This is a genomic window from Streptomyces altiplanensis (assembly GCF_053591575.1).
In genome coordinates this window covers 1-22,437 of sequence record NZ_JBSFUB010000078.1, presented here as the reverse complement: position 1 = coordinate 22,437, position 22,437 = coordinate 1, and the positions used below count along the sequence as shown (strand labels likewise).

At 72.7% G+C, this 22,437-nt stretch carries 25 protein-coding genes and 1 pseudogene; 13 read left to right on the top strand and 13 right to left on the bottom strand.

The annotated features are described in order from the left end of the window. Positions 1–58: 58 nt before the first annotated feature. Positions 59–448, bottom strand: a complete 390-nt coding sequence (locus tag ACWD0Y_RS27390; protein WP_450263000.1) for a hypothetical protein — start codon at positions 446–448, stop codon at positions 59–61. Between the two features lie 119 nt (positions 449–567). Here ACWD0Y_RS27390 and ACWD0Y_RS27385 point away from each other — a divergent pair, with 119 nt between their 5' ends. Then, the gene (locus ACWD0Y_RS27385) at positions 568–1,197 is read left to right on the top strand and encodes a uridine kinase family protein (protein WP_450262999.1); all 630 of its coding nucleotides are present in this window, start codon (positions 568–570) and stop codon (positions 1,195–1,197) included. A gap of 172 nt (positions 1,198–1,369) precedes the next feature. On the opposite strand, the gene ACWD0Y_RS27380 is transcribed toward ACWD0Y_RS27385, so the two are convergent. Beyond that, on the bottom strand, positions 1,370–2,119 hold the full coding sequence (locus ACWD0Y_RS27380) for a SigE family RNA polymerase sigma factor (RefSeq protein ID WP_450262998.1): 750 nt from the start codon (positions 2,117–2,119) through the stop codon (positions 1,370–1,372). 160 nt (positions 2,120–2,279) lie between these two features. Here ACWD0Y_RS27380 and afsQ1 point away from each other — a divergent pair, with 160 nt between their 5' ends. From afsQ1 to ACWD0Y_RS27355, 5 genes are all read left to right on the top strand, one after another. Then, positions 2,280–2,957: a two-component system response regulator AfsQ1 gene (afsQ1, locus tag ACWD0Y_RS27375; protein ID WP_176710271.1), complete on the top strand. Its 678-nt coding sequence runs from the start codon at positions 2,280–2,282 to the stop codon at positions 2,955–2,957. Then, the gene (locus ACWD0Y_RS27370) at positions 2,954–4,489 is read left to right on the top strand and encodes a sensor histidine kinase (protein ID WP_450262997.1); all 1,536 of its coding nucleotides are present in this window, start codon (positions 2,954–2,956) and stop codon (positions 4,487–4,489) included. The genes afsQ1 and ACWD0Y_RS27370 overlap by 4 nt, the downstream gene beginning before the upstream one ends. Continuing rightward, on the top strand, positions 4,474–5,091 hold the full coding sequence (locus ACWD0Y_RS27365) for a hypothetical protein (RefSeq protein WP_450262996.1): 618 nt from the start codon (positions 4,474–4,476) through the stop codon (positions 5,089–5,091). The genes ACWD0Y_RS27370 and ACWD0Y_RS27365 overlap by 16 nt, the downstream gene beginning before the upstream one ends. A gap of 139 nt (positions 5,092–5,230) precedes the next feature. Next, the gene (locus tag ACWD0Y_RS27360) at positions 5,231–5,779 is read left to right on the top strand and encodes a VanZ family protein (RefSeq protein ID WP_450262995.1); all 549 of its coding nucleotides are present in this window, start codon (positions 5,231–5,233) and stop codon (positions 5,777–5,779) included. 92 nt (positions 5,780–5,871) lie between these two features. Continuing rightward, on the top strand, positions 5,872–6,072 hold the full coding sequence (locus ACWD0Y_RS27355) for a PspC domain-containing protein (protein ID WP_450262994.1): 201 nt from the start codon (positions 5,872–5,874) through the stop codon (positions 6,070–6,072). Between the two features lie 92 nt (positions 6,073–6,164). Here ACWD0Y_RS27355 and ACWD0Y_RS27350 read toward each other — a convergent pair whose 3' ends face one another. Together ACWD0Y_RS27350 and ACWD0Y_RS27345 are read right to left on the bottom strand one after the other, a co-directional pair. Then, a complete protein-coding gene (locus ACWD0Y_RS27350) occupies positions 6,165–6,497 on the bottom strand; it encodes an ATP-binding protein (RefSeq protein ID WP_450262993.1) in 333 nt (110 codons plus the stop codon). 135 nt (positions 6,498–6,632) lie between these two features. Then, positions 6,633–7,781, bottom strand: coding sequence for an adenosine deaminase (locus tag ACWD0Y_RS27345; protein WP_450262992.1), 1,149 nt, complete (start codon positions 7,779–7,781; stop codon positions 6,633–6,635). Positions 7,782–7,883: 102 nt separating this feature from the next. On the opposite strand from ACWD0Y_RS27345, the gene ACWD0Y_RS27340 reads away from it, so the two are divergent. After that, on the top strand, positions 7,884–8,666 hold the full coding sequence (locus ACWD0Y_RS27340) for an alpha/beta hydrolase (RefSeq protein ID WP_450262991.1): 783 nt from the start codon (positions 7,884–7,886) through the stop codon (positions 8,664–8,666). A gap of 19 nt (positions 8,667–8,685) precedes the next feature. On the opposite strand, the gene ACWD0Y_RS27335 is transcribed toward ACWD0Y_RS27340, so the two are convergent. After that, the gene (locus tag ACWD0Y_RS27335; protein WP_450262990.1) at positions 8,686–8,961 is read right to left on the bottom strand and encodes a hypothetical protein; all 276 of its coding nucleotides are present in this window, start codon (positions 8,959–8,961) and stop codon (positions 8,686–8,688) included. A gap of 79 nt (positions 8,962–9,040) precedes the next feature. Here ACWD0Y_RS27335 and ACWD0Y_RS27330 point away from each other — a divergent pair, with 79 nt between their 5' ends. Beyond that, positions 9,041–10,141, top strand: a complete 1,101-nt coding sequence (locus tag ACWD0Y_RS27330) for a calcium:proton antiporter (protein ID WP_450262989.1) — start codon at positions 9,041–9,043, stop codon at positions 10,139–10,141. Between the two features lie 33 nt (positions 10,142–10,174). Here the strand turns inward: ACWD0Y_RS27330 and ACWD0Y_RS27325 are convergent, their stop codons facing one another. Next, the gene (locus ACWD0Y_RS27325) at positions 10,175–11,128 is read right to left on the bottom strand and encodes a LysR family transcriptional regulator (protein WP_450262988.1); all 954 of its coding nucleotides are present in this window, start codon (positions 11,126–11,128) and stop codon (positions 10,175–10,177) included. Positions 11,129–11,190: 62 nt separating this feature from the next. On the opposite strand from ACWD0Y_RS27325, the gene ACWD0Y_RS27320 reads away from it, so the two are divergent. From ACWD0Y_RS27320 to ACWD0Y_RS27310, 3 genes are all read left to right on the top strand, one after another. After that, positions 11,191–12,498: an MFS transporter gene (locus ACWD0Y_RS27320; protein WP_450262987.1), complete on the top strand. Its 1,308-nt coding sequence runs from the start codon at positions 11,191–11,193 to the stop codon at positions 12,496–12,498. Positions 12,499–12,602: 104 nt separating this feature from the next. Next, positions 12,603–13,589, top strand: a complete 987-nt coding sequence (locus tag ACWD0Y_RS27315) for a sigma-70 family RNA polymerase sigma factor (protein ID WP_450262986.1) — start codon at positions 12,603–12,605, stop codon at positions 13,587–13,589. Between the two features lie 9 nt (positions 13,590–13,598). Further along, positions 13,599–13,844 carry a hypothetical protein gene (locus ACWD0Y_RS27310; RefSeq protein ID WP_450262985.1) on the top strand — a complete coding sequence of 82 codons (246 nt, stop codon included), beginning with the start codon at positions 13,599–13,601 and terminating at the stop codon, positions 13,842–13,844. Positions 13,845–13,860: 16 nt separating this feature from the next. On the opposite strand, the gene ACWD0Y_RS27305 is transcribed toward ACWD0Y_RS27310, so the two are convergent. Both ACWD0Y_RS27305 and ACWD0Y_RS27300 read right to left on the bottom strand, forming a co-directional pair. Beyond that, positions 13,861–14,724 carry a tyrosinase family protein gene (locus tag ACWD0Y_RS27305; protein ID WP_450263008.1) on the bottom strand — a complete coding sequence of 288 codons (864 nt, stop codon included), beginning with the start codon at positions 14,722–14,724 and terminating at the stop codon, positions 13,861–13,863. A gap of 19 nt (positions 14,725–14,743) precedes the next feature. Further along, positions 14,744–15,268 carry a tyrosinase family oxidase copper chaperone gene (locus tag ACWD0Y_RS27300; protein ID WP_450262984.1) on the bottom strand — a complete coding sequence of 175 codons (525 nt, stop codon included), beginning with the start codon at positions 15,266–15,268 and terminating at the stop codon, positions 14,744–14,746. Positions 15,269–15,480: 212 nt separating this feature from the next. Here ACWD0Y_RS27300 and ACWD0Y_RS27295 point away from each other — a divergent pair, with 212 nt between their 5' ends. Both ACWD0Y_RS27295 and ACWD0Y_RS27290 read left to right on the top strand, forming a co-directional pair. Continuing rightward, on the top strand, positions 15,481–16,764 hold the full coding sequence (locus ACWD0Y_RS27295; RefSeq protein ID WP_450262983.1) for a cytochrome P450: 1,284 nt from the start codon (positions 15,481–15,483) through the stop codon (positions 16,762–16,764). 274 nt (positions 16,765–17,038) lie between these two features. Then, positions 17,039–18,253, top strand: a complete 1,215-nt coding sequence (locus ACWD0Y_RS27290; protein ID WP_450262982.1) for a glycoside hydrolase family 26 protein — start codon at positions 17,039–17,041, stop codon at positions 18,251–18,253. Here ACWD0Y_RS27290 and ACWD0Y_RS27285 read toward each other — a convergent pair. The 5 genes and pseudogenes from ACWD0Y_RS27285 to ACWD0Y_RS27265 form a co-directional block, all read right to left on the bottom strand. Beyond that, complete coding sequence (locus tag ACWD0Y_RS27285; protein WP_450262981.1) at positions 18,207–19,397, bottom strand: GNAT family N-acetyltransferase; 1,191 nt, start codon at positions 19,395–19,397, stop codon at positions 18,207–18,209. The two genes, ACWD0Y_RS27290 and ACWD0Y_RS27285, sit on opposite strands and share 47 nt — an antisense overlap. Next, positions 19,397–20,101, bottom strand: a complete 705-nt coding sequence (locus ACWD0Y_RS27280) for a lipopolysaccharide biosynthesis protein (RefSeq protein WP_450262980.1) — start codon at positions 20,099–20,101, stop codon at positions 19,397–19,399. Before ACWD0Y_RS27280 ends, ACWD0Y_RS27285 begins: the two co-directional genes overlap by 1 nt. Beyond that, positions 20,098–21,441 (bottom strand): glycosyltransferase, encoded by a 1,344-nt coding sequence (locus tag ACWD0Y_RS27275; RefSeq protein ID WP_450262979.1) that lies wholly within the window; start codon positions 21,439–21,441, stop codon positions 20,098–20,100. Before ACWD0Y_RS27275 ends, ACWD0Y_RS27280 begins: the two co-directional genes overlap by 4 nt. Continuing rightward, positions 21,438–22,220: a polysaccharide deacetylase family protein gene (locus tag ACWD0Y_RS27270; protein WP_450262978.1), complete on the bottom strand. Its 783-nt coding sequence runs from the start codon at positions 22,218–22,220 to the stop codon at positions 21,438–21,440. Before ACWD0Y_RS27270 ends, ACWD0Y_RS27275 begins: the two co-directional genes overlap by 4 nt. Continuing rightward, positions 22,210–22,437, bottom strand: a pseudogene (locus tag ACWD0Y_RS27265) (virulence factor MviN); the annotation flags it as partial. The gene ACWD0Y_RS27270 and the pseudogene ACWD0Y_RS27265, both read right to left, overlap by 11 nt.

The following is a 22,437-nucleotide window of genomic DNA, read 5'->3' as shown; positions in this document are numbered from 1 at the left end:
GGCGTCCGGGCGTCCGTGTGTCCGGGTGGGCGGGCGTCCGTGTGTCCGGGTGGGCGGGTCAGCCCGGGAGGAGGTCCGTCGCCGGCCCCGCCGCCGGCAGGTCCTGGAGCGCGTCGCCCCGCGTGAGCGGGGCGGTGACCGCCGCGGTGCCGACCGGCTCGAAGCCGGCGACCCGGGTGCCCACCGAGTTGTCCAGCGGGTCCACCCCCGTCCCGGCCATCGGGTTCAGCGGGAGGGTCTTGACCGGGGCGGCCCCGCCGGCGGCCGCGTGCCCGAGTCCTTCGGCCAGGGCCCGGCCCGTGGCCGCCGCGCCGGAGCCCTCCGGCGGCGCCCCGGCCGCCTGCGCCGCGCCGCCGCCCGCGGCGAGGGCCGCGCCGGCGGCCGTGACCGCGAGGCCGAGGCGCAGGAGCGCGCGCCGCTGGGAGCCGGAAGAGGTGTGACGTGCCATGGGATTCCCGTCCGATTGAGTAACCACGAGAGCACGCACCGTAGTTGAGATGTGATGCTGATACCAAGAAGTACCCGGCGGGATCCCCCGTCGGGGTCCATGCCGCACACTTGTCCCCTGTGAGCTCATCCCCCATACCCACGCGCGTCGTTCTGCTTACGGGCCCCTCCGGTTCCGGGAAGTCGTCGCTCGCCGCCCGCTCGGGCCTGCCCGTGCTGCGCCTCGACGACTTCTACAAAGAGGGCGACGACCCCACGCTCCCGCAGGTCGTGGGGGGTACGGACATCGACTGGGACTCCCCGCTGTCCTGGGACGCGGACGCCGCCGTCGCGGCGATCGAGGAGCTGTGCCGTACGGGGCGTACGACCGTCCCCGTCTACGACATCGCCGCCAGCGCGCGGGTGGACAGGGAAGCGCTCGACATCGAGCGCACGCCCCTGTTCGTGGCCGAGGGGATCTTCGCCGCGGACATCGTGGCGCGCTGCCAGGAACTGGGCGTACTGGCGGACGCGCTCTGCCTGCGCGGGCGTCCCACGACGACCTTCAGGCGGCGGCTGCTCCGGGACCTGCGGGAGGGCCGCAAGTCGGTGCCGTTCCTGCTGCGCAGGGGCTGGCGGCTGATGCGGGCCGAGCGGGCGATCGTGGGGCGCCAGGCGGCGCTCGGGGCACATCCCTGCGGCACGGAGGAGGCGCTGGGCCGGCTGGCCGCGGCGGCCGCGGGCCGCTGCCGGGCGCCCGCGGTGCGCTAGCGCCACCGCTCTTCGGGCTTCGGGCACGCCCCGCCCGCGACCGCCGCAACGACGTGCAGCGGGGCCGGACAGGACCCCCCGGCCCGCCCGACCCCGCTGTGTCTCCCCCGTGAGCTTCCGCGGTTTCCCCCGAAACCGCGGCCCCCGCTCCCCCCGTCCCCCCCTCGTGCCTTCAGGCCACCAGCTCGCCGAAGGACTCTTCCTCGTCACGGCCGAAGCTGAGGGCCTCGTCCTCGCGCAGCCGGCGCAGTGAACGCCAGATGCTGCTCTTGACCGTGCCGACACTGATGTCGAGGATGTCCGCGATCTCCGGGTCGGTGCGGCCCTCGTAGTACCGCAGGACCAGCATCGTGCGCTGGAGTTCGGGCAGCCGGGCGAGCGCCTGCCAGAGCACGGCGCGCAGCTCGGTGCCGCGCATCGCGTCCGTGTCGTTCGCCGTCTCCGGCAGTTCCTCGGTCGGGTATTCGTTGAGCTTGCGCCTGCGCCAGGCGCTGATGTGCAGGTTCGTCATCGTGCGGCGCAGGTAGCCGCCGACCGCCGCCTTGTCGCTGATCCTGTCCCAGGCGCGGTACGTCGAGAAGAGGGCGCTCTGCAGCAGGTCCTCGGCCTCGAACCGGTCGCCGGTCAGGTGGTAGGCGGTGGCGTACAGGGAGGCACGGCGCTCCTGGACGTAGGCGGTGAATTCCGCCTCCGGCCTCGGAGCCCCTCCCCCTGCGACCTCCCGGTACGCCGCTCCCCCGTGTCCCCCGTCGTTGCCCGCGGACACGTCGGGCACCGCGGCCACATGCATGGCCTGCGTGCGCTGACGCCCGGTGCCGCGAGCGCACCCCCGCCCGGCGGCACCGGACTTCTCGGTGTTCCTCGTGACGTCGTGGAGACGCGTGACAACTGCGCTGGAGTTGGTGCTGTGCAGTGCGTTCATCTCGCGCCCCCCGTCGGTGGAGTCCGTCGCTGTCCGTGTGCCAATGAGCTTGCCCGGGCAGTTTCATCACGGTGTCCGCCGACTGTCACAGCCCTGTCACAGGGGAAGGGAGCGTCCCAACTGTCGAACTCCTCCTCCCCCATGGGCCAGAATGACCTCTGTGCCTTTCCTGTTGCTGATCGAGGACGACGACGCCATCCGCACGGCCCTCGAACTCTCCCTGTCACGCCAGGGCCACCGAGTGGCCACCGCGGCGACGGGAGAAGACGGCCTGAGGCTGCTGCGCGAGCAGCGGCCGGATCTGATCGTGCTGGACGTGATGCTGCCCGGCATCGACGGATTCGAGGTGTGCCGGCGCATCAGGCGCACGGACCAGCTGCCCATCATCCTGCTGACCGCGCGCAGCGACGACATCGACGTGGTGGTCGGCCTGGAGTCGGGCGCCGACGACTACGTCGTCAAGCCGGTGCAGGGACGGGTCCTCGACGCCCGTATCCGCGCGGTGCTGCGGCGGGGCGAGCGGGAGGCCAACGACGCCGCCGTCTTCGGCAGCGTCGTCATCGACCGGTCCGCCATGACGGTCACCAAGAACGGCGAGGACCTCCAGCTCACGCCGACCGAGCTGCGGCTGCTGCTGGAGCTGAGCCGCCGCCCCGGGCAGGCCCTGTCGCGCCAGCAGTTGCTGCGGCTGGTGTGGGAGCACGACTACCTCGGCGACTCGCGGCTGGTCGACGCGTGCGTGCAGCGGCTGCGGGCCAAGGTCGAGGACGTACCGTCGTCGCCGACGCTCATCCGTACCGTCCGGGGCGTCGGTTACCGGCTGGACTCGCCTTCGTGAGCGCTGCTTCCCGCAGGACGCTGCTGGCGGGGCTGCGTCTGACCAGCCTGCGGCTGCGGCTCGTCGTCGTCTTCGCCCTGGTGGCGCTGACGGCCGCCGTCTCCGCGTCGGGCATCGCGTACTGGCTCAACCGCGAGGCGGTGCTGACCCGTACCCAGGACGCGGCCCTCAAGGACTTCCGGCAGGAGATGCAGAGCCGCGCGGCCACGCTGCCGATGCACCCGACGCAGGCCGAACTCCAGGCCGCCGCCGCGCAGATGGCGGCCGGCGGCAGTCCCGGCTACAGCGTGCTCCTGGTGGACGAGCGGGCGGCGGGCAAGCCGATCGCCGGGACCTCCGACATCGACACCCTGACGCTCGACGACGTACCGCAGGAGCTTCAGGACGCGGTGAACCGGCGGCAGAAGGTCACGGACGCCAACGAGTTCCCGTACCACCTCTACTGGGTGCGCGTCAGTCCCAGGGGGAAGCCGCTCCTGGTGGCGGGCACGAAGGTGATCGGCGGCGGGCCCACCGGCTACATGGTCACCTCCCTGGAGCAGGAGCGCGACGACCTCAACTCGCTGGCCTGGTCCCTCGCGATCGCCACCGCGCTCGCGCTGCTGGGCTCCACGCTGCTCGCCCAGGCGGCCGCGACGACCGTGCTCAAGCCCGTGCAGCGGCTCGGGGACGCGGCGCGGCGGCTCGGCGAGGGGAAGCTCGACACCCGGCTGAGGGTGTCGGGCACGGACGAACTGGCCGACCTGTCAAGGACGTTCAACAGGACCGCGGAGTCGCTGGAGAAGAAGGTCGCGGACATGAGCGCGCGGGAGGAGTCGAGCCGGCGCTTCGTCGCCGACATGTCGCACGAGCTGCGCACCCCGCTGACCGCGATCACCGCGGTGGCCGAGGTCCTGGAGGACGAGGCGGACAACCTCGACCCGATGATCGCGCCCGCCGTGCACCTGGTGGTGAGCGAGACGCGGCGCCTGAACGACCTCGTCGAGAACCTGATGGAGGTGACCCGCTTCGACGCGGGTACGGCCCGTCTCGTCCTCGACGACGTCGATGTCGCGGACCAGGTGACCGCCTGCATCGACGCCCGCGCGTGGCTGGACGCGGTGGACCTCGACGCCGAGCGCGGCATCATGGCGCGCCTCGACCCGCGCCGCCTGGACGTCATCCTGGCGAACCTGATCGGCAACGCCCTCAAGCACGGCGGCTCCCCGGTGCGGGTGTCGGTGCGGACCGTCGGCCACGAGCTGGTCATCGAGGTACGGGACCACGGTCCCGGCATCCCCGAGGACGTACTGCCGCACGTCTTCGACCGCTTCTACAAGGCGAGCGCGTCACGGCCGCGCTCCGAGGGCAGTGGGCTGGGCCTCTCCATCGCCATGGAGAACGCGCACATCCACGGCGGGGACATCACCGCGGCGAATTCGGCCGAGGGCGGCGCGGTCTTCGTGCTGCAGCTGCCGCTCGACGTGTCGCGGTCCGCGGACGGCGAGGAGAACGACGGCGTGAGGGAGGGCGAGGAGTGCGAAGAACAGTGAAGCGCGGGCCGTCCCGTCTCGTGGGCCTCGCCGCGCTCTGCGCCGTGCTCGCCGGGTGCGGGATCAGGACCACTTCGGTGCCGGTCGAGGCGGGCGCCGCACCGTCCCGGGTGCCGTGCGAGCTGTCGGCGGAGGACGCCTCCTCCCCGGCGGCCCCCGGCATTCCGCTCCAGGTGTACCTGATCTGCGGCGCGCAGCTGGTCCCGGTGGACCGGGCGGTGCGGACCCCCGGGGAGAAACCGGTGTCCGGCCGGGTGCGGGTCGCGCAGACGCTCCTCGACGAGCTCCAGAAGGAGCCTTCGGACGAGGAGAAGCAGGCGGGGTTCACCACGGACGTACGGGAGACACTGGCCGTTTCCGGGGCGCGCAAGGGGGACCCCCGGGGCGCGCTGCGGCTCAGCAGCCAGCCCGAGGACCTGCCCACGCACGCGCTGGCGCAGATCGTCTGCACGTACGCGGACAGCGCGGCGTCCGGGTCCGACCGGTCCGTGGTGCTCGGCGGCCCTTCCGGCGACCCGGTGCGCGCCTACCGGTGCACGGCGGCGCTGAAGTCCCGTCCCGAGTCGGTGCCCGCCCTCGGCGAGATCCTCCCTTCGCGCTGATCCGTCCCGGCTGCCGGCCGTACCGCCCCGGCCCGCCCCGCCGGTCCGCACGGGCCCGTCCGGGTGATGTGCGGGTCCGGCTCGTCACACCGCTGCCCGGGGCGGAACCGAACGTGCCGGTGACCGCGTCTTGGAAGGCGTGCGTCATGGCTCGGACGGCAGCGCCGTCATCATCCGCTTCCGCGCGGCGGGAGGACTCCTCCTCCTCGCGCACCTGCTGCTCGTCGGGTGGCTGACGCTGCGCCCCCTGGACGTCCCGTGGGTGACCTCACCGAACTTCCATCCGCTGGCCGGCATCGAGGCGTACCTGGCGCTCGGCCCCGCCCCGGCGGCGCGGCGCATCTGCGAGGGGCTTCTGCTGCTGGCTCCGCTGGGCGTACTGCTGCCGATGGCGGGGGGCCGGCTCTCCGTCTCGCCGGTGGCCTCCCTGGCCCGTACGGCCCTGGCGGGGGGACTGTTCTCGCTGGCGATCGAGCTGCTCCAGACCGGGGTGCCGGGCCAGGTCGTCGATGTGGACTCGGTCCTGCTGAACACGGCCGGGGTCGCGCTGGCGCACCTGACGGTCGTACCGGTGGGGCGGGCCCGGCTGCGCCGCAAGCAGGAGCGGGTGCCGGGCGGGGCCGTCCTGCGGGAGGAGGCCCCTCAGGGGCCCACCCCGACGATTCCCAGGGTCGGGATCGCCCCGTAGAGCGACGCTTCGGACCGGTCTGCGCCAGCAGTATGGAGGTACCGGGAGGCACACCGGAAGTGACCCCCGGACCAGCTCGCGAGGAGCCCGCCATGACAGCCCTTGTCCGCCCCCGTAACGGCCGAGTGATCGGTGGAGTGTGCGCTGCGCTGGCACGGCGCTTCGGCACTTCCGCGACCACGATGCGAGTGATCTTCGTGCTCTCGTGCCTGCTGCCCGGACCGCAGTTCCTGCTGTACCTGGCGCTGTGGGTGTTCCTGCCCTCCGAGGAGAGCGCGAAGACCGCCTGGTAGTCCGCCGCGGCTTCCGCGCACACGGAAGGGGCGCGCACCGGATCCGTATCCGGTGCGCGCCCCTTGCGCGTGCGCTGTGCGGGTGCCCGGGATCAGACGGCGGGCAGCAGGCCGGCCGGCAGGCCGCCCAGCAGGCTCTGGACCGGGTTGGTTCCGCTGTCCGCCAGGGGCTTGGGCACGGGCGCTGCGGCGACGGTTCCGGCGAGCGCGTTCTGGCCGGCGGCCAGGGCCTCGGGGGCTCCGGCGGGGAGGTTGTTGCCGGCCTCCTGCACGGGCAGTACCGAGGTCACCGTGGACAGCGCGGTGGCCACGTCGGGAACGGCCGGGGCGGCCTGCTCGGCCGCGGAGGCGCTGCCGACGGCGGCAGCGGCGAAGGCGGCACCGAGGGCGGCGACGCCGAGAGTCTTGGCGGCAAACTGCTTCATGGGGAAGACGTCCTTGCGACGGGGTGGGGTGGGTGAGCGGCTCTGCAAGCTAGCCACGCCCCGACTCCGCCGCAAACACGCCGGGGCGGCCGGGAACCGTCGTTCCCGGCCGCCCCCGAAGCAGTGCGCTCGACTTCAGACGGAGGAAGATCCGCTGGTCGCGACGGTCTGCCGGAACAGCCATTCGGATTTCAGCTCGGCATATCCGGGCTTGATCACGTCATTGATCATGGCGAGGCGTTCATCGAAAGGAATGAATGCTGATTTCATCGCATTGACTGTGAACCACTGCATGTCGTCGAGCGTGTATCCGAAGGCGTCGACCAGGTGCTCGAACTCGCGGCTCATGCTGGTGCCGCTCATCAGCCGGTTGTCGGTGTTCACCGTGGCCCTGAAGTGCAGCTTGCGCAGCAGCCCGATGGGGTGCGCGGCGTAGGAGTCGGCCGCGCCCGTCTGGAGGTTGGACGTCGGGCACATCTCCAGCGGGATGCGCTTGTCGCGCACGTACGCGGCGAGGCGGCCCAGCGTGACGCTGCCGTCGGCCGCGACCTCGATGTCGTCGATGATGCGTACGCCGTGACCGAGCCGGTCGGCGCCGCACCACTGGAGCGCCTGCCAGATGGAGGGGAGACCGAAGGCCTCACCGGCGTGGATCGTGAAGTGGTTGTTCTCTCGCTTGAGGTACTCGAAGGCGTCCAGGTGCCGGGTGGGGGGGAAGCCCGCCTCGGCGCCCGCGATGTCGAAGCCGACGACGCCGTTGTCGCGGTAGCGGTTGGCGAGTTCGGCGATCTCCAGGGCGCGGGCGGCGTGCCGCATGGCGGTCAGCAGGGCGCCGACGCGGATCCGGTGGCCGTTCGCCCTCGCGCGGCGCTCGCCCTCGCGGAAGCCGTCGGTGACGGCCTCGACGACCTCTTCGAGGGTCAGGCCCTTTTCGAGGTGCTGCTCGGGGGCGTACCGGACCTCGGCGTAGACGACACCGTCCTCGGCGAGGTCCTCGGCGCACTCGGCGGCGACGCGGAAGAGCGCGTCACGCGTCTGCATGACGGCACAGGTGTGCGCGAAGGTCTCCAGGTAGCGCTCCAGCGAACCGGAGTCGGCGGCCTCGCGGAACCAGATGCCGAGCTTGTCGGCGTCGGTCTCGGGAAGGGCTTCGTAACCCGCCTCGCGGGCGAGATCGATGATCGTGCCGGGGCGCAGACCGCCGTCGAGGTGGTCGTGGAGCAGCACCTTCGGGGCGCGGCGGATCTGGCTCGCTGTGGGGGCGTTGAGGGTCTCGCTCGTCATCTGGGCACTCTAGCGCCTACGCGCGTAGATCGCGCCTGTCGATACGTAACAGTGACCCTGCGTACGGGTGGAGTACACCTGAGCTTCTGAGACTGTTCTGTCATGGCACAGCAAGCAAACCCGGTTTCCGGGGCCCGGTTGGGCCGGGCGCTCGGAGCGGTCGCGGCGGCCGGGGGCGGCGACCGCGCGGTGTGCGTCAACGGCGTCGTACTGCTGCTTCCGGCCGGCGAGCCGGTGTCGGCGCGCCGGCCGTCCCCGCTGGCGCACGCCGGTGTGCGGCCGCTGGCGCGGACCCTGGCCGCAGCGGGGCGGGGCGAAGGGCTCGTGGCCCATGTCGTGCGCTACCGGGGCCGCGGCTGGAACGGCGCGGACGCGCGGCTCGCGGCCGACGCGCGGTGGGCGGTGGACGAGGTCGTACGGCGCTACGGCGACGTGCCGGTGTGTCTCGCGGGGATCGACATGGGCGGGCGCGCCGCGCTGCACGCCGCGGACCACGCGGCCGTCACCTCCGTGCTCGCGATCGCGCCCTGGCTGCCGGACGACGACGTCGCGGCGGCCGAGGAGCCGGTGAAGCAGCTGGCCGGGCGTCATGTGCTGATCGTGCACGGCACGAACGACGAACGTACCGATCCCGAGCTGTCGTACCGGCTGGCCGAGCGGGCCAAGAAGGCGAACCGCGACATCTGCCGCTTCGAGGTCCACTCGGACGGCCACGCGCTGCGCCAGCACCGCCCGGAAGTGCTGGCGCTGGCGGCCGACTTCGTCCTGGGCACGCTCTTCGGCCGCGGGTACGCCCGGCCGGTGGCCGACGCCTTCGCCGCGCCGCCGCCGCTGGGACTGCGGATGCCGCTCGCCTCCGGCTTCGGGCAGGCGCTGCGGCGGTAGCCGGCGGGCGGGGCGCCGCTCACGCTTCCGGCGGTGAGACCTCGGCGGTCCAGCCGTACGGCAGCTCGCCGCCGTCCAGCGTGATCGCCTCCACCGCGCGCGTACGGGGATCGATGTCGGCCGCCACGCCGTCGCCCTCGTAATGGGGATAACCCGACACGCTCGTCTCGCCCGTCGCCTCCACGACCGCCGTGCGCAGCGTGGATCCGTGGTCGGGGTGGCCGTCGGCGTCGGCCGTCCGGGGCTTGATCTCCACCGTGTAGCGGGCGGGGGGCGGAGTGGGAGGAGTAGGCATGGCTTCGACGCTAGCGCCGCTCACGTCCCGCCCGCCGTACGACGCGCGCCCCGCACGAGGCTCTGTCAGGGTCGAAGGCATGATGCGTATGGTCCGCGCCCGCGCGGCGCACTGGCCGACGACCGTGCCCGTGCTGGCCGTCGTGCTGCTGGTCTTCACCTGGGGGCGGTCCCTGCCGGGACTCGTGGTGGCGCTGCTGGCGTGTTTCCTGGCCGGTTCGGTGCTCGCGGCCGTCCACCACGCCGAGGTGGTGGCCCACCGGGTGGGCGAGCCGTTCGGCTCGCTCGTCCTGGCCGTGGCCGTGACGGTCATCGAAGTCGCCCTGATCGTCACGCTCATGGCCGGTGGCGGCGAGAAGAACAGCTCACTGGCCAGGGACACCGTCTTCGCGGCCGTGATGATCACCTGCAACGGCATCGTCGGGGTGTCCCTCCTCGTCGGTTCGCTCAAACGCAAGGTGGCGGTGTTCAACGCGGAGGGGACGGGCGCGGCGTTCGCGACCGTCACGACGCTGGCGGGGCTGAGCCTGGCGCTGCCGACGTTCACCACCAGCGCTCCCGGCCCCGAGTTCAGCCCGGCCCAGCTCGTCTTCGCGGCGTTCGCGGCCGTACTGCTCTACGGGCTGTTCGTGATGACGCAGACCTGGCGGCACCGGGACTACTTCCTGCCCGTCACCACCCAGGGCGAGGTGATCGACGGTGAGGACCACGCCGATCCCCCGACGCGGCGGGTCGCGCTGATCAGTCTCGGGCTGCTGGCCGTGTCGCTGGTCGCGGTGGTCGGACTGGCGAAGGGGGTGTCCCCGACGATCGAGGCGGGGGTGGCGGCGGCCGGGCTGCCGGCCTCGGTGGTGGGTGTCGTGATCGCGCTGCTCGTGCTGGCGCCGGAGTCGATCGCCGCCGTACGGGCCGCCCGGCGCGACCGGGTGCAGACCAGCCTGAACCTGGCGCTGGGGTCGGCCATGGCCAGCATCGGCCTGACCATTCCGGCGGTCGCCGTCGCGTCCGTCTGGATGACGGGGCCGCTGCTGCTGGGGCTCGACGCCACCCACATGGTGCTGCTCGCGCTCACCGTGGCCGTCGGCACGCTGACCATCGTGCCGGGGCGCGCCACTCCCCTCACGGGCGGCGTGCACCTGTCGCTGCTGGCGGCCTACCTGGTGCTCGCCGTCAGCCCGTGACCCGTACTCCGCCGGGCCCTGCCCACTCCGGGCTCACTCCGGCAGCAGGTGGCCCCTGCGGGACAGCAGGAAGCGCTTGAAGGCCGCCACCGGGGGCGTGTCCGGGTGGCCGTCCAGCCATGCGACACCGATCTCGCGTACGGCGCGCGGGGCCGTCACGGTCAGCTCCCTGACGCCGGGGCGGGCCACCGCGGGCGGCGGCAGCAGCGCGACGCCCAGGCCGGCCGCCACCAGGCCGCGCAGGGTCTCCGCCTCCTCGCCCTCGAACGCGACGCGTGGCTTGAAGCCCGCCTCGGCGCACAGGTCGTCGGTGATGCGGCGCAGTCCGTAGCCGGGTTCGAGGGTCACGAACGCCTCGTCGGCCGCCTCCGCGAGGCGCACCCGCTTGCGCGTGGCCAGGCGGTGGTCGTCGGGGACGACCAGGCGAAGCCGCTGCTCGTCGAGGCGGCGGGCGACCAGGTCGGGGGCGTCGGGGACGGGCGAGGTCAGGCAGAGGTCGAGGTCGCCGGCGCGCAGCCGCTCGATCATGGCTTCGCCGTAGTTCTGGACGAGCTGGAAGCGGACCCGCGGGTGGTCCGCCCGGAAGGCGCGGAGCAGGGCGGGGACGGTCTCGGAGCCCATGGTGTGCAGGAAGCCGAAGGCGACCTTGCCGGTCGCGGGGTCGGCGTCGGCCCGTACCGAGTCCGCGGCCCGCTCGACCTCGGCCAGCGCGCGCTCGACGGTGGTGAGGAAGGTGCGGCCGGCGGGGGTGAGGGAGACCGTGCGGCCCTTGCGGGCGAACAGGGCGACGCCGAGGTCCTCCTCCAGCCTGACCATGGCGCGCGAGAGGGTCGACTGGGGGACGGCCAACTCGTGGGCGGCGCGGGTCACGTGCTCGTGGCGGGCGACGGCCGCGAAGTGGGCGAGGCGCGGCGCGAGTACCTGCTGGATGTCTTCTTCGTAACTGCTGGGTGACAGGCGGGGCCGTGAGCTCGGGTTATGCACCATGGGATTGATTATCTCGGGTTTGTGCATTGGACGCATGAACTTGCTGTGTCTACGTTCCATGTATGCCTCCTGCAAGTACCAAGGCGTCCACCACCCCTGTGGACGCCGACGCCGTTGTCGCCGACACCGACTCCCGTCTCGCTCCCTCCTCCCCCGGCTACCGCCGCATGAGCTTCGCGCTCTTCGCCGCCGGGATGGCGGCCTTCGCCCTCCTCTACTCCACCCAGGCGCTGCTGCCGCTGATCTCCGCCGACTTCGGCGTGAGCGCGAGCGCCGCCAGCTGGACGGTCTCGGCCGCCACGGGCGCGCTGGCCCTCTTCGTACTGCCGCTGAGCGCGCTCTCCGAGCGCTTCGGGCGCAGCCGGATGATGACGGTCTCGCTGGCGGTCGCCGTCGTGGTCGGGGTGCTGGTGCCGTTCGCGCCCTCGCTGGAGTGGCTGGTGGCGCTGCGCGCCGTGCAGGGCGCCGCACTCGCCGGTCTGCCGGCCTCCGCGATGGCCTATCTCGCGGAGGAGGTGCGGCCGAAGGCGCTGGTCGCCGCGATCGGGCTGTTCGTCGCCGGTAACTCGATCGGGGGCATGAGCGGCCGCATCGTCACCGGCTGGGCGGCCCAGCTGTGGGGCTGGCGTGCGGCGCTCGCCGCGGTCGGCCTGCTGGCCGTGGTGTGCGCGGTGGTGTTCCGGCTGATGCTGCCGAAGGCCCGCCACTTCACGCCCGGCTCGCTCAGGCCCGGGGCGCTGGCGAAGACCGTCCGCGGTCATCTGGCCGACCCGCTGCTGCTGCGGCTGTACGCGATCGGCGCCCTCTTCATGACGGTCTTCGGCGCCGTCTACACGGTGATCGGCTACCGGCTGGCCGAGGCTCCCTTCAGCCTCCCGCAGGGCGTCATCGGCTCGGTCTTCCTGGTCTACCTGGTCGGTACGGTCTCCTCCGCGGCGGCCGGAAAGCTGGTCGCCCGCATGGGCCGCCGGGGCGCGCTGTACCTGGCGGTCTCGACGACCACGGCCGGTCTGCTGCTCTCGGTGGCCGACGCGCTGGGCGCCGTGCTGGCGGGCCTGGTGCTGATCACCGCCGGGTTCTTCGCGGGACACGCGGTGGCGTCGTCCTCGGTGAGCCGTACGGCGAAGACCGGGCGCGCGCAGGCGTCCGCGCTCTACCAGTCGGCGTACTACCTGGGCAGCAGCGCGGGCGGCACGCTCGGCGCGGTCGCCTTCCACGCCGGGGGCTGGGCGGGCACGGTGCTCCTCGGCCTGGTCGCGGTGGGCGGCGTCGTGTCGATCACGCTGTACGGGAGCCGGGTGGCCCGGGTCGAGCAGCGGCAGCTCGTGGCGGTGCGGACGCGCCGGGCGGGTGACGTGGCACGGGCCTGAAGTCCGTTCGGCCGTACCGGTTTTCACGGCCCGCCCCTGATTGTCAGTGGCGTCCGGTAACTTCCGAAGTGCTGGTGCCAAAGGCGGCGAGTGGGGTGGAGCCGATGAGCGATGTCGTGACGACGCAGGACCTGGATTCCCGGCTGGAGAAGCACCGGACCGAGCTGACGGGTTACTGCTACCGGATGCTGGGATCCGCCTTCGAGGCGGACGACGCCGTGCAGGACACGATGGTCCGGGCGTGGCGGAGCTTCGACAAGTTCGAGGGGCGGTCGTCGCTGCGCTCGTGGCTCTACCGCATCGCGACGAACGTATGCCTCGACATGCTCAGCGCGGGCAACCGCAGGGCCCGCCCGATGGACCTCACCGCCGCGACGCCGGTGGCCCAGGCCGCGCTCAACGCCCGGTCCGAGATCACCTGGCTGGAGCCGGTGCCGGACGGGCGGGTGCTGCCCTCGGTGGCCGACCCGGCGGAGACGGCCGTGTCGCGCGAGAGCGTGCGCCTCGCTTTCGTCGCCGCGCTCCAGCACCTGCCGCCGAAACAGCGGGCGGTGCTGATCCTGCGCGAGGTGCTGGCCTGGAAGGCGAGCGAGGTCGCGGAGCTGCTGGAGACCTCGGTCGCCTCGGTCAACAGCGCGCTCCAGCGGGCCCGCGCGACGATCGCCGAGCACGGCTCGCAGGAGACGGACGCGGCCGACCCGCTGGACGAGGAGCAGCGGAAACTGCTGGAGCGGTACGTCGCGGCCTTCGAGGGATACGACATGGCCGCCCTGACCGCGCTGCTCCACGAGGACGCGACGCTGTCCATGCCGCCGTACGACCTGTGGCTCCAGGGCCACGACGACATCGTCGGCTGGATGCTGGGTGTCGGCGAGGTCTGCCGGGGCTCCAGGCTGGTGCCGGTCGTGGCCAACGGCACGCCGGCCTTCGCCCACTACCACCCGAGCCAGTCGGGCGACGGCAGCTTCGAACCGTGGGCGCTCATGGTCATCGAGATCGTGGACGGGAAGGTCAGCGGGATCACGTCCTTCCTGGACACGAAGCGGTGGTTCCCGCTCTTCGACCTTCCGGCGCGTCTCGAGAAGGAGTAGGGGCCGGAAGTGCGCACCTTCCTGGTGCTCGCCTGGGCGGTGCTGGTGGTGGCGGGGTACGGGCTGACGGTGCTGCTCGACGAGCCGAGGGAGGTCGGCGCCCCGGCCGACCGGGTCGCGCCGCAGGGCCCGCGACCGGCGGCGGTCCCGCCGCCGGCGGCTCCGGGCGGGGGCTGCCCGGAGCCGTCGGCGGACGCCGGAGCGAAGTCCTCCACCCTCACCACCACCTTCTGCGCGGTCAAGGCGGCGGACTAGGGCGGCCGGGTGCCCGCTAGGCGTAGCGGTAGACGCGTGAATGACCGAGGAGCTGCGCGGGCGTCGCGTTCCACGGCGGCATCGGTTCGTGGAGGCTGAAGACCCGCCCGTGCTGCGGATCGGACGCGGGCAGCTTCTCGCGCGGCAGGTAGCCGGAGCCGGGGTGCGCCTTCTGCCAGCGGTCCCAGAGCAGGTCCAGGAAGGCGTGGTGGAGCCAGAAGACCGGATCGTTGGGCGAGGAACCGCTCATCATCAGGCCGCCGACCCAGCGGTGGACCCGGTTGTGGTTGTGCGTCCTGGTGGCCGACCCCTTGACCTCCCACCCCTCCAGCTTGTTCCGGAAGCCACCGGTCGCGGTGGAGTCCCACGGCGCCGCGTCGTAGAGCGGGTCGCGCAGCGCGTGGTCCACGTCCTGCCGGGTGGGCAGTGAGACCGGGGCGGAGGGGCGGCCCAGGTTGCGGGTGAGGAAGTTCCTCTCGCCGATCTGTGCCTTGATGGTCCAGTTCCCGTTGGCGTAGGCGAACGGCCCCGTCATCACCTGCCAGTCGCCGGACCGGCCGTCGCCCCCGAGGAAGTCCTCCGCCCACAGCGACGCGGCGGGGGTGTTGTCCTTCGTCCAGTCCCAGTACGGGATCGACACCCCCGGGTCGACGGCCCGCAGGGCGCGTTCGAACTCCAGGAGGAACCGGCGGTGCCACGGGAGGAAGGAGGGGCTCATATGGCTGGGACGCGGCCCGTCCTCGCCGTCGGAGACGTAGAACCGGCCGTGCAGGTCCACGAACTCGTCGTACCGACCTGAGCGCTTGAGCTCCAGGAAGGCGTTGACCAGGCGCTTCTTCTCCGTACGGGTGAGATCTCGCTGGTTCTTTCGGGTGTACACCACTGTCGGCCCTCCCGGGTCAGAGGCTGTGCGTGGGGGACACCGACAGCTGGGCGTCGCCCAGCTCGTCGACTGCGGCACGGGCCGCGGCGAGCAGCGTCGGGAACGACTCGTAGTGGTTGACCACGCTCAGATAGCTGCCGTCGGCGCGCCGCATGATGTGCAGCGGCCGGCCGTCGATGCGTACCTCGACGTCGTCCGGAAGGGCCACGACGGCCGTGGCGTCGCCGGTGTGTCCCGGGTGGGCGGTCCCGCCGGCCCGCCTCACGGGCGCCGGGCCGCCGGCCGTCCCCTGGATGTGCCGGCCCCGGTAGGTCTCGGTGAACCGCTCCGGTGCGGGGGCCGGGCCCTTCGCCGGAACGTCCACCGGGCGGTCCGCCCGGGCCGGGCGGGCTCCGGTCCCCGGGCTCCTGGCGAGGACCGGGGCGAGCGCCCCCGCCGTGCCCGCGATCACGCCCGCCGCGAAGGCGGTGCGCAGCAGGACACGGCGTGTCAGGGAACCCGCTCGCACGGTCGCCGCGGTCCTGCGCGTGATCAGTCCCATGCCGGGCACCTCTCGTCCTTCGTGTCGGTCCGCTCCCGCGGTGTGCGCGTGCTCCTTCCTTGACAACGACCCGGCGGTGAAACGGTTCTCGCTTCGCAGACACGCCGTTTCAGCACAAGAACGGACTGAGGGCCCACATCAGGGCAAAGTTCACCTGTCCGCAGCAACCGGCCCGGGTCGGCACGACCGCCCGCGCTCCAGAAGGGTGTGAGATGAAAATCCCGACGCAGGCGTCCACGCAGCACATGCTGCGGGAGCAGAACGCCGACCTCGCCGATCCGTCGTTCTGGCAGCTGCCGCGCTCCGAGCGGCTGAAGGCCTTCGCGCTGCTGCGCGGGCTCGACGCCCCGGTGCGTTTCGGAGAGGGCACGGGCAGCCCCCGCAAGGGCGGCAAAGGCTTCTACGCGCTGGTGAAGCACGCGGACGTGACGGAGGCGAGCCGGCAGCCCCGCCAGTTCGCGAGCGCTCCGGGCGTCACCACTCCGGAGCCGGCCGCGTGGGCGAAGGCCGTGTTCGGGAACTCCATGGTCAACATGGACGGTCCCGAGCACGCCACGATGCGCAAGATCGTCTCCCGCGCCTTCACGCCGCGCCTGCTCGCCACGGCGGAGGAGGACATCCACGAGGTCGCCAGACGCGTGGTGGACGAGATGATCGCCGGGCAGCCGCGCGACTTCGTCCCCTCGGTCGCCTCCCGCATGCCGTTCGAGGTCATCTGCAACCTGATGGGGATCCCGGAGCGCTACCGCCCGGAGATCGCCGACCGCGTCAACCACGCGTCCGAGAACGTCGGCGTGAACCGCGGCGTGCGCGCCCGGCTGCGGGTGCCCGGACGGGGGCTGCGCGCCCTGGCGCACATGCAGCTCGTCATGGCGAAACTCGCCCGTGAGCGCCGCCGCCACCCCACCGGCGACCTCATCTCGGCGCTGGTGTGCGCGGACATCGACGGGCAGGCGCTCTCCTCCCGCCAGCTCGGCGCCTTCTTCTCCCTGCTGCTCGTCGCCGGGGTGGAGACCACGCGCAACGCGATCGCCCACGGGCTGGCGCTCCTGACCGACCACCCGGATCAGCGCGCCCTGCTGATGTCCGACTTCGACCGGTACGCCGACGGGGCGGTGGACGAGATCGTCCGTCACTCGACACCGATCATCCAGTTCCGCCGGACGGTCACGACCGAATGCGTCCTGGGAGGACGCGAGTTCCTCCCAGGAGAAAAGGTGGTGCTCTTCTACGCCTCGGCCAATCGCGACGAAGCGGTGTTCACGAATCCCGATGTCTTCGACATCACACGGGACCCGAATCCCCATCTGGGATACGGGGGCGGCGGGCCGCATTACTGCCTGGGGGCGCATCTGGCGCGCCAGGAGATGAAGGCCCTTTTCCACGAACTGCTCACCAGGCCGCGCGATCTGAGGGCAGTGGGAATTCCGGATCTGGTCGACTCCAACTTCGACAACCGCGTCCGGGCCCTGCCTTTCGCTTTCGACGTGTCCTGATCCGGCCCGGCGCGGGTCCTCTCCGCCCGTAAAACCACTCGTAGAACCACCCGTGAAACCGTGCGGTCCGAGGTCCGGCCGGCCTTGGGCCGCACGGTGTCGCGCAGGCGTCGCGTCGCCGTCGTGCCGGCTTCGCGCATTTCAGCCGAGTGGCTGCGTTTCGGGAGGGCCCTGTCGCCAATGGCCTACTGACGGGCATGCGGACAGCTCATTAATAAGACTTTCTGCTTACTGTCGTTCATATCGGTACGAGCGACAGTTACCAGGAGGAGTCATGTCCAAGCGGCGCCGTCTCACTGGCACCTGCATCGGGACGGTTGCCATAAGTCTCATCGTCGCCAGTGGTGTTTTCGGAGCGGAGGCGGCGGACAGAGCACCCACCGATCCCCCCGTTCCCGCCCCCGCCACGCCGGAGAACCGCCCGACCGCCATCGGCGCGTACCTCCACTACGGGCCCGACGGCGTGGAGCGCATGGCCGAGCTGTCGAAGTGGCTGGGCGGTGCGGAGCTGACGGTCGGGCACACCTATCTGCCGGGCGATCTCTGGTCGAACATCGAGGGCCGTCCCGAGTTCCTGCGCCCCTGGGCCGAGTGGCGGCGCGGTGCGGACGACCGGATGCTCGTGCTCAACGTGCCCATGCTGGAGCGGAACGAGGACCGCGTCCCCGACGACGAGGTCCGCGACCTGCTGCAGGAGGGCGCCGCCGGCAGTTACGACGAGCACTACCGGACCCTGGCCAACCGCCTGGTGGACCTGGGCGCGAAGGACACCGTGATCGTCCTCGGCTGGGAGATGAACGGCACCACGTACACGCACCGCTGCGGGCCCGACCCCGATGCCTGGAAGGCGTACTGGAAGCGCATCGTCAAGACGATGCGTTCCGTCCCCGGCCAGAAGTTCCGCTTCGACTTCGCCCCGAACCGCGGGGTGGACGCCATTCCGTGGACCGAGTGCTACCCCGGTGACGACGTCGTGGACATCATCGGCATGGACTCGTACGACCAGCCTCCCGGCGAGACGTTCGACGAGCAGGTGTCGGCGCCGTACGGGCTCCAGGCGCAGGTCGACTTCGCCGCCGCCCACAACAAGGCGATCTCGTACCCCGAGTGGGGGCTGTTCCGCAACGGCGACAACCCCGAGTACATGAGCCGCATGCTCGACTGGATGGCCCGGCACAAGCCGCTCTACCAGACGATCACCGACTACTGCCCGCACGGCGTCTGGCAGTGCGACGAGAACCCCCAGTCGTCGGAGGTGTTCCGCTCGAAGCTGTACGGGACGCCGGGGCAGGTCGCGCCGGCCCCGGCGCCCACTCCGGCGGGTCCCCCGGAGACCAAGCCCGACAAGCCCGCACCGGCCGAAGCGCCGCGGGAGCCGAACTCCGGCAACTGGTGCGCGCCGGTGAAGCTGGGCAACTGGATCAACCAGTGGGTGCCGGACTTCAGGTTCTGTGTGAAGCCCCCGCCGACGGACCGGCTGTTGTTCTAGCGACGCCGTCCGCCCGCCAGCTGTTCAGCCGGTCGCGCCAGTCACGCGCCGCGGGGAACCGCGTGCTCACGGTCTCGGCGGCCCGGTCCCGCATGGTCACCTGCGACTCGCGCACCCGCAGCAGGGGTTCCATGCCGGACCGGGCCAGCAGCAGCCGCTGGTTGGTGACCGTCTCGGGGTGCCACTGGTTCTTGTACGGCTCCGACCCGCGCAGCAGGCTCAGCACGCCGCGGCCCGAGCCGGCGGCCAGGTGCGCCTCGTGGCGCAGCAGCATCGTCGCCACGTCCACCTTCCTGTCGCGCAGGCCGGGGTCGGCCCCGTACAGGTAGCCGCCGGACAGGAGACCGGACTGGAGGGTCATGCTCACGGCCACCACCTCGCCGGCCAGCCGGAACTCCGTGACCGCGGCGTCGCCGTCCCCCAGCATCCGGCGCGTGGCGCGCACCAGGTGCTCCGCGAAGCGCGGTCTGAGGTGCTCGACGTTCACCCCGCGGCCCCGCCACTGGAGTCCGTGCAGGTGCAGCAGGCGGCCGACGGCGCCGGGCACTTCGTGCTCCGCCACGGTGCGGGCCTCGATCCCCAGCGCGTCGATCTTGCGCAGCTTGGCCCGTACGCGCTGCGCCCGGCTGCTCTGCATCCGCTTGACCAGGCCGTCGATCGGCTCGGCGGGAAGTTCCATGCAGGTCGAGTCCGTGAGGCGGCTCCGGGCGCCGGTCCAGGACTCGTACAGCGTCTCGGCCGCCGCTCCGGGGCGCACCTCCCGCAGGTCGATCACGGCCTGGCGGGCGGCGCGGTCGAGTCCGCGCTCCAGTGCGGTGATCGCGCTCCTCGCCTCCTCGTCGTCCACGAGTACGTCGAAGAAGTCGGAGATCGCGCCGCCCATGGGCACGAGCAGCGGCATCGGGCGGTGCACGAGCATCAGCGGCGCCGCGCCGATCAGCCGCCCGCCGCGGCGGGCCAGTACGACGCGGAGCAGGCCGTTCGCCCCGTACGAGAGCCACCACGAGTGGAGCCAGGCGTGGCTCTGGAACGGCGTGGCGGCGGCGCAGCGGCGGTGGAGCGCGTCCCACTCCTCCCGCAGCGCGGCGAACCGCCCGGGGTCGCGGCACAGGGTGACGGTGGTGCCCCGCCGGTCGCCGGCCATCAGACCAGCTCCCGCTCGGCGTTGGCGGGGGCGGCGGCGGGGGCGGGCACCGGGGCGGACGTGGTCCGGCGGGGAAGCCGCGGCCGTACGAGGAGGGCCAGCCCGCCGACGAGCCCGCCCGCACACCCGCCGACGGCCGCGCCGATCCCGGCGGAGGGGGAGGCCGGCTCGGCCGGCGCGATGGCCTGCGAGAAGACGAGCAGCTTCACGCCGGTGTTCTTGGACACGTGGTTGCTGCTGACGAAGACGGCGTCGGCGACGGCGTTGGCGATGTCCGCGGCCACGGCGGGCTTGGTGGCGGTGCCGGTGATCGCGATCATCGGCGAGTCGGGGGACGTCTCGGTCCGCACCTGGCTGCGGAGGGCCCGGGGCGAGATCCCCGCGGCCACGCGCGCGTACGCCAGGGTGGACTCGCTGGTGGTGATCCGGCCGTAGGCCTGGGCGTAGCCGAGGGCCACGGTCGGCTCGATGCCCTTGCCGGGAACGGCGACGACATAACTGGTGGCGGTGTACTCCGGGGTCTTGAGGGCGCCGTAGGAGACTCCGCACACCGTGCCGAGGAGTGCGCAGACGGGCAAGGGCCACCAGACGGGCAACGGAGGGATCCGGACGCTCAGGACGGTGCCGGTGATGCCGGTGATCCTGGCGCGGAGCCGGCTGATCCGTCCGGGGGCGGCGGGCTGCGGCTCGGGCGACTCGGTCATTGGCGTGCTCTCTTGGTCGAGGACGGGGAGGAGGGAGGGAGGGTGAGGGCGTGCGCGTACACGTCCATGAGGCGTGCGCTGCTGCGGGCGATGTCGTAGTGGCCGACGGCCGGGGGCGGCGGCAGCCGGCGCCTTCCGCCCTCCATCCGCCGCCGCAGGGCCGCCGTCAGCTCGCCGGCGTCGCCGCTGATGCGCCGGGCGCCGGGCGACTGGCCCGCGGGCAGGTCGTCGATGGCGGGGCAGGTGCTGTGGAGTACGGGCAGCCCGGCGGCCAGCGCCTCGACGACGGCCAGGCCGAAAGCCTCCTCGCGGGACACCGATACGAAGGTGTCCATGGCGCAGAGAAGGTCCGGGATGCCGGGGGCGGTGGCACCGCCGCGGGACACACGGGGGCGGCGGGCGGCGGCGGGCGGCGTACCGGCGGGGCGGGAGGCGGTGGTGCGGGGCACGGTGGTGCGCGGCACGGGGCGGGGCGCACCGGTGGAGTGGGGGGCGGCTTCGGCCGTGAGGACGCCGCCGGCGCAGGTCGCGGCGGCCGGGGCGGCGGGCCCGGGCGCGGGGCCGTCTGCGGTGAGGGCGTCGCACTCGCCGAGGAAGCGGATCCGGTCCGCGGCCCCCAGCCGGGAGGCGAGGGTGCGCAGCGCGTCCGCGTCGGGGCCGTCGCCGGCCAGCAGGAGCCAGGCGCCGGGCAGGGCGGCGACCGCGCGGACCAGCACGTCGAACCGCTTGCCGGGGACGATCCTGCCCACGCCGCCCACCACGAACGCGTCGGCGGGGACGCCCAGCCGCGCGCGGGTGGCGAGGCGGCGCGCGCTGTCGAAGCGGAAGCGGGCCGCGTCGATCCCGTTGGGTACGACGTGGATCCGCGCGGCCGGTACGCCCCAGTCGCGCAGCCGCCCGGCGACGGTGGCGGACACGGCGACGGTGGCCGAGCCGAGGCGTTCGGTCCCCAGGTACAGCGCGCGGGCGCCCGGGGTGAGCGGGCGGCCCTCGATCTCCGCGTGCCCCAGCGAGTGTTCCGTGGCGACGGTGGCGGTGACCCCGGCCAGGCGTGCGGCGACCCGCCCGTAGACGCAGGCGCGGTACAGGTGCGTGTGGACGAGGTCGTACTTCCCCCGCCGGATCAGCCGGACCAGCGCGGGCACCGCCTTGAGGTCCCGGTTGCCCCTCATCCCCAGGTGCGTGACCCGGACGCCGTCCGCGCGCAGGCCGTCCGCCACCGCCCCCGGGTTGGTCAGCGTCACGACGTCGCAGCGCACGGGCAGGTGGCGCAGCAGCAGCCGCAGTTGCTGCTCGGCTCCTCCCACCCCGAGTCCGGTGATGATGTGCAGGGCCTTCACCGGGCGTCCCCGGGCGGCGCGAAACGGTGGCGCAGGCGCTTCACCCACAGCCGGAGGTTCCGGTCGGCGTGGCTGATGTGCGTGCGGGGCAGGGCGTACGGACCGAGCAGCGGGCCGGGGTCGATCGCGAGGCCGTACGTGTAACCGGCGGCGCGGACCGCGTCGGCGGCCCGGCGGTCGACGATGCCGTACGGGTAGCAGAAGCTCTCGGGGGCGGTGCCGGTGATCTCGTGGAGCAGCTCCCGGCTGCGGCGCGTCTCCTGGTGGAGGGCGTCGTCGGACAGGCCGGCCAGGCGCTGGTGGTACAGGCCGTGCGAGCCGATCTCCATGCCCGCCGCCGCGACCGACCGGATGTCCTCCTCGGTCATCAGCCGCTTGCGCGGGCCGAGCGGGTCCCACTCGTTGGTGCCGCCGCACCGGCCGGGCAGGACGAACACGGTCGCCGTGCACGCGTGCCGGCGCAGCACCGGCAGCGCCTCGTGGAGGAAGTCGGTGTACCCGTCGTCGAAGGTCAGCCCGACCAGGTGCCGGGAGCGGCCGGCCGCGTGGGCGCGCAGCAGCGTGCCGACGTCGACGCCGGTGAGTCTTCGGCGCCGCAGCCAGCCCAGCTGCCGGTCGAGCCGGTCGCGGGCGACGGTGATGCCGTACGGGTCGCCCGTCGGATCGCCCACCGAGTGGTACATCAGGATCCACGGCTGGGAGGGGCCGGCCGGGTGGCGGGCCGAGCGGGGTCGGGGTGCGGGACGTTCGGCGCTACGGATCGCCGTGTCAGCGGCCATGACGGAACCTCTGTCGGGTGAGTGCCAGCAGGTGAACGACTTCCGGAGCTCTCACTGCGAGTCCGGTGAGGACGAATACGGCGGGGACGAGCACGCAGCCGGCGGCCACGCTCAGCAGGGGGCCGGCCGTCATCGGTGCGGCCGTCCAGCCCGTCGCGGCGGCGGCCGCCGCCGCGCCGGCCCGCCGGGGGGAGGCGGCGCTGACGGCCCCTACCCG